At 34.1% G+C, this 13,191-nt stretch carries 9 protein-coding genes; 7 read left to right on the top strand and 2 right to left on the bottom strand.

What is annotated here, in order from left to right; all coding sequences use genetic code 11:
- Window positions 1-85: 85 nt before the first annotated feature.
- The 3 genes from fusA (at window position 86) to rpsJ (ending at window position 3,947) form a co-directional block, all read left to right on the top strand.
- The gene (gene fusA / locus RGRSB_RS05605) at window positions 86-2,173 is read left to right on the top strand and encodes an elongation factor G (RefSeq protein WP_119260198.1); all 2,088 of its coding nucleotides are present in this window, start codon (window positions 86-88) and stop codon (window positions 2,171-2,173) included.
- A gap of 124 nt (window positions 2,174-2,297) precedes the next feature.
- On the top strand, window positions 2,298-3,527 hold the full coding sequence (tuf, locus tag RGRSB_RS05600) for an elongation factor Tu (RefSeq protein WP_119260197.1): 1,230 nt from the start codon (window positions 2,298-2,300) through the stop codon (window positions 3,525-3,527).
- Window positions 3,528-3,632: 105 nt separating this feature from the next.
- Entirely contained in the window at window positions 3,633-3,947 is a 315-nt protein-coding gene (gene rpsJ / locus RGRSB_RS05595; protein WP_044107444.1) for a 30S ribosomal protein S10, read from the top strand.
- Window positions 3,948-4,827: 880 nt separating this feature from the next.
- On the opposite strand, the gene pgsA is transcribed toward rpsJ, so the two are convergent.
- Together pgsA and RGRSB_RS05585 are read right to left on the bottom strand one after the other, a co-directional pair.
- Complete coding sequence (pgsA, locus tag RGRSB_RS05590; RefSeq protein WP_119260196.1) at window positions 4,828-5,415, bottom strand: CDP-diacylglycerol--glycerol-3-phosphate 3-phosphatidyltransferase; 588 nt, start codon at window positions 5,413-5,415, stop codon at window positions 4,828-4,830.
- A gap of 67 nt (window positions 5,416-5,482) precedes the next feature.
- The gene (locus RGRSB_RS05585; RefSeq protein ID WP_119260195.1) at window positions 5,483-6,076 is read right to left on the bottom strand and encodes a rhomboid family intramembrane serine protease; all 594 of its coding nucleotides are present in this window, start codon (window positions 6,074-6,076) and stop codon (window positions 5,483-5,485) included.
- Window positions 6,077-6,207: 131 nt separating this feature from the next.
- On the opposite strand from RGRSB_RS05585, the gene folB reads away from it, so the two are divergent.
- The 4 genes from folB to sbcC all read left to right on the top strand — a co-directional run bounded on the left by folB (window position 6,208) and on the right by sbcC (window position 11,445).
- Complete coding sequence (folB, locus tag RGRSB_RS05580) at window positions 6,208-6,573, top strand: dihydroneopterin aldolase (protein ID WP_119260194.1); 366 nt, start codon at window positions 6,208-6,210, stop codon at window positions 6,571-6,573.
- A 532-nt stretch (window positions 6,574-7,105) separates the two neighbouring features.
- Complete coding sequence (locus RGRSB_RS05575) at window positions 7,106-7,720, top strand: DUF3318 domain-containing protein (protein ID WP_119260193.1); 615 nt, start codon at window positions 7,106-7,108, stop codon at window positions 7,718-7,720.
- A 383-nt stretch (window positions 7,721-8,103) separates the two neighbouring features.
- Complete coding sequence (locus tag RGRSB_RS10095; RefSeq protein ID WP_172582046.1) at window positions 8,104-8,268, top strand: hypothetical protein; 165 nt, start codon at window positions 8,104-8,106, stop codon at window positions 8,266-8,268.
- Window positions 8,269-8,418: 150 nt separating this feature from the next.
- Entirely contained in the window at window positions 8,419-11,445 is a 3,027-nt protein-coding gene (sbcC, locus tag RGRSB_RS05570; protein ID WP_119260192.1) for an exonuclease subunit SbcC, read from the top strand.
- Window positions 11,446-13,191 lie beyond the last annotated feature (1,746 nt).

Below are 13,191 nucleotides of genomic sequence, written 5' to 3'. Positions count from 1 at the left end.
GCTAAAGCCCAATAGAACGCCCATTCTCCTATAGTGTGAACAGATAACCGATGAAACTAGTTTAGACAAAAGCAAGGAGGTAGCTGTGGCACGTACTATTCCACTGGAGAAGGTACGAAATATAGGCATCGCAGCCCATATAGATGCAGGCAAAACCACCACGACCGAGCGGATTCTGTTCTATACGGGAATCGCCCACAAGCTTGGCGAAGTTCATGAAGGGACTGCTACCATGGACTGGATGGCACAAGAACAGGAACGAGGCATCACCATCACTGCTGCTGCCATTAGTACGAGTTGGCTTGACCACCGAATTAATATCATTGATACCCCAGGTCATGTGGATTTCACCATTGAAGTGGAACGCTCTATGCGGGTTTTAGATGGTGTAATAGCTGTATTTTGTTCTGTGGGAGGTGTTCAGCCCCAGTCAGAGACAGTATGGCGACAAGCGGAGCGCTACCAAGTCCCTCGTCTTGCTTTTGTGAACAAGATGGATCGCACCGGAGCTAACTTCTTTAGGGTTTGCGAACAAATTAAAGATCGCCTCAGAGCTAATTCAGTACCGATTCAAATTCCTATTGGGAGTGAAAACGATTTCCGTGGAATTGTAGACTTGGTTCGGATGCGGGCTAAAATATATCAAGATGACTTAGGTAGAAATATCGAGGATACAGATATTCCTGAAGAATTTTTAGAGCAAGCCCTTGAATATCGAAGTAAACTCATTGAAGCGGTAGCCGAAAATAATGAAGATCTTTTAGAAAGATATCTTGAAGGAGAAGAATTAACTGAAGCTGAGATCAAACATGGACTACGCTTAGGAATTCTTAAACGTTCTATTATTCCTATCCTTTGTGGTTCTGCTTTCAAAAACAAAGGGGTGCAACTGCTTCTCGATGCTGTAGTCGACTATTTACCCTCTCCTCTAGAAGTGCCAGCAATTAAAGGACTATTGCCTGATGGAACTGAGGAAGAGAGAAAAGCTTTAGACGATGAACCCTTCTCTGCATTGGCATTTAAAATTGCCGCTGATCCATATGGACGTCTGACCTTTATGCGTGTTTATTCGGGGGTTTTGGCTAAGGGGACTTATGTATATAACTCAACAAAAAATAGTAAAGAACGGCTTTCACGCTTAATAGTCTTAAAGTCTAATGATCGCATTGAAGTTGATGAACTAAGAGCCGGAGACTTAGGAGCCGCCATTGGCTTAAAAAATACTACCACAGGGGACACCCTATGTGATGAGAATAAGCCCATAATCCTTGAATCTTTATTTATCCCAGAACCGGTTATTTCGGTTGCGGTAGAACCCAAAACCAAACAGGATATGGACAAGCTTTCCAAAGCCCTTCAATCTCTCTCTGATGAAGATCCCACCTTCCGAGTGAGTGTCAATCCTGAAACCAATCAAACAGTTATTGCTGGGATGGGAGAATTACACTTAGAGATTCTTGTTGATCGAATGCTGCGGGAATATAAAGTAGAGGCAACAGTGGGTAAACCCCAAGTAGCCTATCGCGAAACCATCCGTAAATCCTGTGAGGCGGAAGGGAAATATATTCGCCAGAGTGGGGGAAAAGGTCAATATGGACATGTCATCATTCACCTTGAACCAGGAGAATTGGGAAGCGGTTTTGAATTTGTTTCCAAAATTGTCGGGGGAACCATACCTAAAGAGTACATCACCCCTGTAGAACAAGGAATAAAAGAAGCTTGTGGATCAGGTATTATTGCAGGATATCCCGTCATCGACCTTAAGGTAACGCTGGTTGATGGTTCTTACCATGATGTTGATTCTTCAGAAATGGCCTTCAAAATTGCCGGTTCAATGGCCATTCGCAATGCGGTCACTAAAGCATCCCCCGTTGTGCTAGAACCAATGATGAAAGTTGAGGTAGAAGTCCTTGAAGATTTTCTAGGAGAGATTATGGGAGATCTAAACTCTCGTCGTGGCAGCATCGAAGGGATGGAATCTGAAGACAGCCTTGCTAAAGTTTCTGCTCATGTTCCTCTGGCAGAAATGTTTGGTTACGCGACCGATATCCGGTCAAAAACCCAAGGTCGGGGAATCTTCTCAATGGAATTTAGCCATTATGCCGAAGTACCGTCCAGTGTCGCCGAAGCGATTATATCAAAAAACACAGGGAACGCTTACTACAGTGAATAGTAAATGGTGAAAAGTGGATAGTAAACCCTTAATAGTTAATAATGAACTACGGGTAACTGATTACTAATCACTGAAATTTATCACTGTGATTTAAACAGAAGACAAAAAAAGGAACAATTGACTCATGGCACGCGCAAAATTTGAACGGACAAAACCCCACGTTAACATCGGCACCGTCGGTCACGTTGATCATGGAAAAACCACCCTCACAGCAGCTATTACCATGACTTTGGCTGCTGCAGGTAGTGCTAAAGCTCGTAACTACGAGGATATTGATGCAGCACCTGAAGAAAAAGCGCGGGGTATCACCATTAATACCGCCCACGTTGAATATGAAACGCCAACCCGCCACTATGCTCACGTAGACTGCCCAGGACACGCTGATTACGTTAAGAACATGATTACCGGGGCTGCTCAAATGGATGGAGGCATCTTGGTAGTATCGGCAGCTGATGGACCTATGCCCCAAACTCGTGAACATATTTTGTTAGCAAAACAAGTTGGGGTTCCTAGCCTAGTGGTCTTCTTAAATAAAGAAGATCAAGTTGACGATGAAGAACTTCTCGAATTGGTAGAACTTGAAGTCCGTGAACTCCTTAGTGAGTATGATTTTCCTGGAGATGAGATTCCCATCGTTACTGGATCTGCTTTGATGGCCGTAGAAGCTCTAAAGGAAAATCCTAAGCTTGCTGCCGGGGAGAATGAATGGACAGATAAAATCCTGAAGTTGATGGGAGAAGTCGATGCTTATATACCCGAACCCGAACGAGAAATCGATAAACCCTTTTTGATGGCAGTTGAAGATGTCTTCTCCATTACTGGTCGGGGAACCGTTGCTACCGGACGGATTGAACGGGGTAAGGTTAAAGTAGGCGAAACTGTTGAGATTGTTGGCATTCGAGAGACCCGTAACACTACTGTTACTGGAGTAGAAATGTTTCAGAAGACTCTTGATGAAGGAATGGCAGGAGATAACGTGGGTCTGCTTCTGCGGGGTATCCAAAAAGAAGACATTGAACGGGGAATGGTTCTGGCTAAACCTGGTTCGATTACTCCCCATACCCTATTTGAAGGTGAAGTTTATGTGTTAACAAAAGAAGAAGGAGGTCGTCACACGCCTTTCTTCAAGAACTATCGCCCTCAATTTTATGTCCGTACTACCGATGTAACTGGGACCATCCAAGACTACACCGCCGATGATGGTAGTGCAGTGGAAATGGTAATGCCTGGTGACCGGATTAAAATGACTGTGGAACTCATCAATGCTATTGCTATTGAGCAAGGAATGCGTTTTGCAATTCGCGAAGGTGGACGTACTATTGGTGCGGGTGTTGTTTCGAAAATTCTTAAGTAGGACAACTTAACCTTGATTAGCGGCCAGTTATCAATTCCTGACTGGTCGCTGACGGAATAACGGCTTAATCTATCAATTACGACTGAACCTTGACAACTAAAAATTATGGCTACACTGCAACAAAAAATTCGGATTCGCTTAAAAGCTTTTGATCGTCGCTTACTTGACACCTCCTGTGAGAAGATTGTTGATACAGCTAACCGAACAGATGCCACCGCAATAGGACCCATTCCTTTACCCACTAAACGTCGAATTTATTGTGTTTTGAGATCACCTCACGTAGACAAAGATTCTCGTGAACACTTTGAAACCAGAACTCACCGAAGAATTATTGATATTTATCAGCCCTCTTCCAAAACTATTGATGCTCTAATGAAATTGGATTTACCGGCAGGGGTTGAGATTGAAGTTAAACTATAGTACTCAACGATTGAGCCTATTCTTTTGATAGAAAATAAAAAAAAAGCTGTACTTAGCAAACCGATAAAATCTAGGGCTATTGTATAGCTACCAATGATATTCATCGATTTTAGTTTTTAGAGAGAGCACACGAGTATCTCTCTTTTTTTCTTTTGACAACAGTTCATCATTGATACTTTTACGAAGAAAAGAAGAAAAGTAGTGTTTGGCTGTTTTTTACATGTTCAAAAAATCATTGTTATTTTTAAGCGCATTGTTCCTCTTAAAAAAAACAAGAAAAATCAGTTACACATTACTCTCTAGCATAGTAGATTTAATCATTAATACATGAAATAAATAGAAACAAACTTTAGTAAGCTTATCAATAACACCTGATCAAAGCAGAAGTATTTCAACACAACGCTGGTTATACGAAGAGTTACGGATAAGAAAGAGAAGCATTATTTATTGATATTTGGTGTTTTAAAGATAAAATTTCATCTCGGTCCTACCAAAGTATTTTGTCATCTAAAGCACTTTCACTAAAGATTTAAATAGCATTAAAATACTACAGCTAATTATTGCTTTTTAAGTTAACTCCAGATAATAAAGGTGACCGTAAACTTGTTTTCGAGTTAAGGTAAAGTTTAATTGATAAATTATTTGGAAATCCAAGATACATTGCCCAAGAACTATTTAAAGACTCTATTAACGAATATGAAACAAAAGTTAATGAAACTGATTGGGAGAATTGTACATCGTAAGTATTATTTAATCGAAACGGTTAAGGACTCCGACTAGTTAGTGAAATTTTGGCAGATTAGTGCAATATTGTTTTCCGTGGACTTACTAAGTCATTGCCAGTTGAATTCAGATCATTACAAGTTGAATTCAGAGAATTCTAATTGATATTTATTGCTTTATTTCTGGGATTTGTCTCTTCTAAAGATTTGGATGACTCAGTCTTTGATAATATTTGTGGTAACAAATAGCTCATCCCAGAAATTAGTGTTGCAATGACAGCCACCCAAAATACTATTGAACATAGAGTACTCCACTGAGGACTAAGAGGAGCGATTAATAGAGCAATGGCTATTATTTGGCTGACAGTTTTTAATTTCCCCCACGGATTTGCTTCTTGAACTTCTCTAGTTTGAGTAAAAATTGGATTGACTCGCCAACCAGTAATTGCTAATTCCCGTCCCATAATCAAAAAAACACCCCAAGAGGGAACCTTTTCTAATTCAATTAGACTTAATAACGGTGCAAGGACTAATAATTTATCTACTAAGGGATCAAGAAACTTTCCTAATTCTGTAACTTGATTTAATCTTCTTGCTAAGTGGCCATCTAACCAGTCTGTCCCTGCTGATATTAAAAAAATTGCTACGCTAATCCAGCGATGAGATGGGGTAGGATTATGCAAGAAATAAAACATAAATGGCAATCCTAATAAACGCGATAACGTAACTAAGGTGGGAATATTCATCTTTATTTAGCAAGCATTTTCAACTGAATTACGAAAACCTAGCAGACAGATTATTAAAGTTACTGACCTAACTTAGGCTACCTTGCTTTTCATTAGCAATTAGCTTAGCAGCTAAGACTCCGCCGAGAAACCCAAATAGATGGCCTTCCCAAGAGATTCCATGGCGAGAAGGTAACATTCCTAACACTGATCCACCATAGAGAAAACTTACAATAACGGACAGAAAAATTGAGACGAAGTTCCGTTGAAAATATCCTCGTAATAGCAAAAATCCCAAATAACCAAAAATAAGGATACTAGCCCCAATATGAACTGATCCAGGAACTCCAAATAACCAAACCCCAAAACCACCTACTATCATCGTTAGTAAAGTAACAACCCAAAAATCACTGGTTTCTTGTAACATAACAAACCAGCTTAAAACTACAAAAGGAATAGTATTGGCAATCAAATGATTTAACCCGCCATGCAGAAATGGAGCAAACAAAATTCCTCTTAATCCAACCAAGTCATGGGGAATAATGCCAAATCGGTCTAAACCTCCTTTAAAGACTAACAGATCTAAAAGTTCTGAAAACCAAAAAACACCAATAAATTTTCCCAAGATACTGACACGGTTTTTTATTTCATAGGAGATACTATTATCTTTGCGGTAATTCATGGGATTTGTATTTGAGGAAGTTTTCGCTTTAAATCAACTTTGATCTGACCACGCTAAAGTATATTAACGATAATTTTTTCTAAAATCAAAATTTTACTGTAAAAGTATTGACGATTAAATTGAAAAAAACTATGGAATTCATTGAAATCACCAAAATTAGGTCTTACGGCTACACGGGATATCTGCCAGAAGAACAGGTATTAGGTCAGTGGTTTGAAGTTGATCTAATCATAGGACTTGATCTAACCTCTGCCGGAAACAGCGATCAAATTGAAGACACATTGGATTATCGTCAAGTGATCGCTATGGTGAAATGTCTTATTGCTACCCAAAAATTTGCTCTGATCGAAAAACTGGCTGAGGTAATCTCTCAAAAAATATTAACCCTAAACAAGGTTCAACAGGTTAGAGTTCGTTTGAGTAAACTGGCAGCTCCTATTGCTGATTATAGTGGTAAAATTACTATTGATATGACAAAAAGACAAGAAAATTCCTAAAATTTTACTTTTGTTAGTAGAAAAGCCAAGTATAAATATCGATAATCATAAATCTACAAAAAAATCTTGGGCTTTAGGAGAAAAGTTAATGGCACAACAGCCATATTTTCCTAAGCAGAAATATCTAGTTATATCAAAGATTACAATATCTTTTTAGAAGAAAATTCGATGAATTTATAATAAACTACTGAGTTTTTGTTAATACGAGGATAATCTCCTGAACTGTCAACCAGATGCAATAAACACAAGACCTGTATAGTAATTTAAAATTTTTTTTCTTTTAAATAACTTTTTATACTAGAGAAAGACAATGACGTATCAAGTTAAAGTCTGGAAAGTTAAATAGGTTGGAACGGCTATGTGACAATATTTCAATTAGTTGTTTTTTAAGTATAAAATATCAACAATTTGGAGACTTATTTATTTCTGATATTCTCGTAATATCTCATTATTAGAAAAGTTCAAAAAAAAAACAGCTTATTGACGAAGAGATTATACTCAATAAAGAGTTTTCTTTAGATAGAGTTCTTGTATGAGTGTTGAGTCTGAGATTAGACGATTATTGGATCTTATGCCAGCTTCTGGGCGAATGTTAACCAAAATTATTAGCAAGCCTCAGCAGTCAAAGGTAATTGATGCGCCTATTTCTCCTCCTTGGAGGAGAAATAGCCGTCCTATATATATTAACTTTAATTTATGGTGGAAATTACCAAAAAGACAACGAGATTTACTACTTTTAAGAGCAACTACCAGTTTAATTGGAATTAAATGGCTTAAGCCTAATTTATATCAAGGAATCACCGTAGCTGGATTAGTAGGACTGACAGTTCAAACGGCTCAAGGAGACATTTTGGGAATGATAGTTTCTGGAGGATTAACCGCGATCGCCGCCTACCAAATTTGGCGCAGTAACTTAAGTGTGCAACGGGAACTCGATGCTGATGAAGAAGCTATTAAAATTGCTTTTAGACGGGGCTATAATTTAGTAGAAGCCTCGAAAAATCTCCTTGACGGGCTTGAAGCATCTTCCCAATTAGAAGGGCGTTTCAGTCTTAATTTCACGGAGTTAATTCGTTGCCAACAGCTTAAGAAGCGCGCAAATATCTCCCCGATTGGCGTTCCTGATATTGTAAAAACAAGAGAATAATTTATTTACGATCAATTGCTCAATATATAAATTAAGGTTACTCAATTGAGCAGATAATTTTGTTTAAGATTTGATAATAAACTAAACTCTATCTTATAGGTATAGACATTGCTGTCTCAATTTTCTTGAACTGACTCTTTGACTGAATCATTCCTAAAAAATTGGTATTGTTTTTTGACAACTAGGTAAAAAATCACTAAAATCCTTCAAGAAATATCAAACTAGATATTTTTACTGAAAACTTCAGTTATAAAAATTTAATTATAAAAAGTTTTTTTTATGAAATTCATGAAACCTCTTCCAAAGATTAAGTAATTTTACATTGATCATTAATCAGGATTGATAAGTTATATTAATAAAATCACGTTATTGAGGAACTGTTAATGAACTCAGGAAAAATCGTTGCTATTATCACCGGAGCAGTTTCTATTTTCTTAGCGATTGCTTATCTTATCCTAGTACAATTACTAGACATCAGGGGGGAAATGATTCCTGTCTCAAACCTCAATAATAAACAGATATCGATTTATAAAATTGTCAACAATTAGATAAATAATGGTGAGGTTTTAGATGAACAAGCTAGAATTGTCTAGTAGCTATTAGATAGACTAAGCAAAAGGAATAGATAACTTTTTATTTAAAAAATACTCTCAACAATTTTAGAGATTATAGGAAATTGTCCATTGATAAGGATTTGAATGATTCCCCTCGAACTCACTCTGAAAAACTTTCTTAGCTATCGAGAAGCAACTCTAGACTTTCGAGGGTTACATACAGCCTGTGTCTGTGGTGCAAATGGTGCAGGAAAATCATCTTTACTCGAAGCAATTACCTGGGTGATTTGGGGTAAAAGTCGCGCCTTAGTTGATGATGATGTTATTTATACAGGATGTGACTATGTGCGAGTTGATTTTCAATTTATTAGTAATCAAGAAGTTTATCGAATCATCCGTAATCGTCATCGAGGACGTAGTAGTCATCTAGAATTTCAAATAGAAAGTTTAGGAGAATTTCGTTCATTGACTAGCAAAGGAACACGAGCTACTCAAGAAAAAGTAGTTTCCTCCTTAAAACTGGATTATGAAACGTTTATTAATTCAGCATATTTACGTCAAGGAAGAGCTGATGAATTTATGCTACGTCGCCCAACAGAACGGAAACAGATATTAGCAGACTTATTAAAGCTTGAACAGTATCAAGAATTATCTAATCGAGCGAAGGATTTATCTAAACAATGTCAAGGACAAGCTCAACAAATTGAATTTAGTCTAGTATCTATAAAAGAAAAACTAGAAAAGAAAAAAGATATTCAAGAACAACAAGAAATTCTAGCAGAACAGATACAAAAACTTAAACTTAATCAAGAACAACAAAAAATTAAGCTCGGGCAACTTCAAGGAGAAGAACAGCAGAGAAAAACTTGGTCTAACCAACTAGATTGGCAAGAACAACAATACAATAAACTAGTCAAAGACGAACAAAGATTGCAAAAGGAAAAGGATGAAATTAATCAACATCTACATCGTATCATAATAACTACCAACCAAGAAGATAATATTATTAAAGGTTGCCAGCAGTTATCAGAATTACAAAAGAAAGAAAAAAGCTTATCTCTTAAGTTTGAAGTTCATCAAGATAAAACTAAAAGACAACAATTATTAACCCAAAAACTTAATAAAGAACATAATGTAATTGAGTTACAAATTCATCAAGCTCAAACTCAATTAGATATATTGGAACAACAGGAAAAAGAACTGCAGCATATTCTGAAGAATTCTGATGAAGTTAAAACTACTTTGCAACACCTATTCAATCGTCGTAGATATCTATATGAATTAGATAAGTTACAGCATAAAGTTGCACCAATTCAACAAAGATACTATAATTTACAATCTGAAATTGAACAAGTTAAAGCTAATTTAAAGGCTCAGCTAGAACAGCTTTATATTGCTGAAACTGAGTGTTTAAAACAAGTGGATAAAATCCCCAAAATACGAAAATATATATCAGAAATTGATACTAATATACAAAATCTTAATAACAAAAAAGTTTATAAAAAACGAGTGGAAGAAAAAGGTCAAAAACAAAGAGAGTATCAAGAAAGGCTCAGAGAAAATCATCGAATTTTTAAAGAAAAAATTGAAGAACTAAAGCAAAAATTGCAAAAACTAAACATCCCAAATTCGACTTGTCCTCTATGTGAACAGACATTAAATGAAACTCATCTTAATCATGTCATTAGTAAAACTCAATTGCAGGAACAGGAAATCAAAGATAAAATTTGGATGTTACAAGAACAGATGTCCCTTGTAGAAAAAGAATTAAAAACACTACGAGAAGAATATACTAAATTAAACAAAGACTTAACTGCTTATCCTTTATTACAGAAAAAGTTTGGACAATTAGAAGCACAACTAGAAACTATTGAAGCAGTCAATTTTAAACTCAAACAAGTTAGAAAAAAAATTCAAGAAATCGAACAAAAATTGACCCAAAATAGCTATGCTGTAGATTTACAATCTGAACTTAATACTCTAAATAAAGAATTAAAACATCTCAATTATGACGAGCAAACCCATGCTCTAGTTAGAGGAGAAGTCGAACAATTACGTAAAGCAGAAATTATACAAGCTAAACTAGAAGAAGCGAATCACCGTCAGTCAATTATTTCACAACAAAAACCTCAACTTATTAAAAAAATATCTGCTCTTAAACAAGAAATCAAAGACTTGCATCAAACCTCAAAGATTAAACAAGAAATTAAGGAAATAGAACAATTAATTCAAAATTTAGGCTATAAAAATTCGGATCACCAGAAATTACTAAAGTCTCTTCGCGAGTCCCATTTTTGGGAATTAAAATTTCAAGAATTGCAACAAGCAAAACAACAATATCCCCAATTACAAAAACGGTTAGAAATTGTAGAAATACGATTAAATGATAACCTGACTGAACAAAAGAAAATTAAACAAGAAATTGATGTCTTATCTTTTAAGATAAAACACACAGCAGATCAAAGAGAAGTAATTGCTTTTTTAGAAAAAAGTATTCAAAGTCAACGACAAAAATTAGATGAGTTATTAGCAAACCGAGGAAGATTAGAACAATCTATTTCTCAATTAGAAAGCGTTAAACAACAATTTACTGATGATAAAAAACAACTTAAAGATATCTATAGAAAATATCGTGTTTATACAGAATTAGCTAAAGCTTTTGGGAAAAACGGGATCCAGGCATTAATGATTGAAAATATTTTACCTCAATTAGAAGCTGAAACTAATCAAATTCTTGCTCGATTAACAGATAATCAACTCCATATTCAATTCTTTACTCAAAGAAAAGGACGTAGTGGCAGTTCTCGAAAGAAAACTACAAAAGTTATTGATACTTTAGATATTTTAATTTCTGATTATCAAGGAACTCGTTCATATGAAACTTATTCAGGTGGGGAGGCATTTAGAATTAATTTTTCTATTCGTTTAGCTTTGGCAAAATTACTAGCACAACAGGCAGGAACTTCTCTACAAATGCTTATCATTGATGAAGGATTTGGAACCCAGGATGCTCAAGGTTGTGAGCAATTAATTGCAGCAATTAATGCCATCGCTTCAGAGTTTTCTTGTATTTTAAGTGTTACTCATATGCCACGATTTAAAGAGGCTTTTCAATGTCGTATTGAAGTATATAAAGACAATCAGGGATCTAAATTAAAGTTAGTTAGTTAAGTAACTATTTTAGAGTAACTTTTCTTAATAAATGTGGTTTTACTGAACTGCTTATATAGAATGAACTGGTTAAATACCAATTTAAGAAACTTCAGAGTTAAAAATTGGCAAAATTTTTGAATCAAGAAACTCTTCTTTTAATCAACTTAAATTTATTGTTTATATCTTCTAATATTCTTTTCTAAAAAAAATAATATTTGTCTAATCTAATATATTTTAAACAGCTTTTTAACTGTAATTAGTAATTTTTTTTACATCGATTAGTTAATTTTAATAGTTCTGATACCCAGTCTAAATTTTTTTACAATTGGTGTATCTCTCAGGAACTAGTTATATTTTATAAGTCTAATTTAACTTATTTATTTCATTTTTTTGTTTTTAAATTCAATAAATTAAATATTTATACTCTTATTTAATTCTTGATTTATTTAATTTTAACTTAATTTTTAAGTTCTATAGCTTCTTATTTGAATTTTTTTTGATCATCTAATTAAGCATTGACTTGTTTGATGACATAAAATATATATACTGCTATTTAAGTTTATAACATTAATTTATTCATATTTATAGGTTTTTATAAAATCTAGACAAATTTCTTTAATCTCCTTCAAAGTCTTTTTCTCCTAAATTTTTCTCCCAAAATTATAACTATTTTGCTCTTTCTTAAAATTTTCTTATTTCTTAGATATCACCGTTATTACTTTATGTAAATCTACTGACACTATATAATACTAAGTATAGTTATGAAAATTAACTTATAATAAGAGGGCAATAGTCTAAATAGAAGTATTGTATAGACAATATTAAGTTCCACGTTCTAGTTTACTGAAATAAAAAAGATAGCATTTTCTTTTGAAAGTATCTTGGCAATGGATTCTCAAAAAAATTTTTTACTATAATCATGGTTGATTCTTATAGTAAGAAAATTTTAAAAATAACTAATTAAAAATTTTAAGGATAAGAATTTGAAACAAAGAGGCTAAGAAAATTATCAACTAATAAACTATCTGAAAAATTAGCTCATAAATTAAAATCCAGACTAGCAGATAGGTGAATATGGACATAACCGACAGTAGTCAGTTGGACAGGTAAAGAAAATAATTTTACTAAAAAAAGTTTAGATACTCTTGTCAAAGTCTAAGATCAAAATATAGAGTCTCCTGAATAGAAAATATTTCTTAAAAATCAAACTTTTTTACAAAAAAACTATATGAAAGATATTCAGAAGTAAAAATAGGTATATAGCTATTTAATGAATTTAAAAGAAATGAAAAATTTTATCAATAATCATAAGTTAAATTTTCTGTATTTTTTCAGGCTAGTATGGCAATCAAATTTAGTATAATAATTTTTTTGTCTTTTAATCATAGCAATTTAATCAAAAGCAAACTCTTTTAACTTCTAAGGTTTTGATATCTGTAATACTTGATCAAAATTTTTAAGTATTATTTCTATTTCTTGTTTGATTATTTCATTGATGATCATTAAGCCTGATATATACGCCTCTTTCTCCTTAAGGCAAATTTTCGATAGTCAATTTATTGTTTTAATAGAATCTAAGGGCAGCTGACTAAATATAAATACTAATTTATATTTGGTCAGTTTTTTCGATAAATCAGACTATTTTTAAATTAAATTTATACCATAATTATGTTTTTTACGAACTCATTATTGACACTCAAAATTTGTCTTTATTTTATATTTTTGATTTTCAGATAACAAGCTCGGTATAAAATTTTTTTAAAA

This window comes from cyanobacterium endosymbiont of Rhopalodia gibberula (assembly GCF_003574135.1).
In the GTDB taxonomy this organism is placed as follows: domain Bacteria; phylum Cyanobacteriota; class Cyanobacteriia; order Cyanobacteriales; family Microcystaceae; genus Rippkaea.
This window is presented reverse-complemented; position numbering and strand designations above follow the sequence as displayed.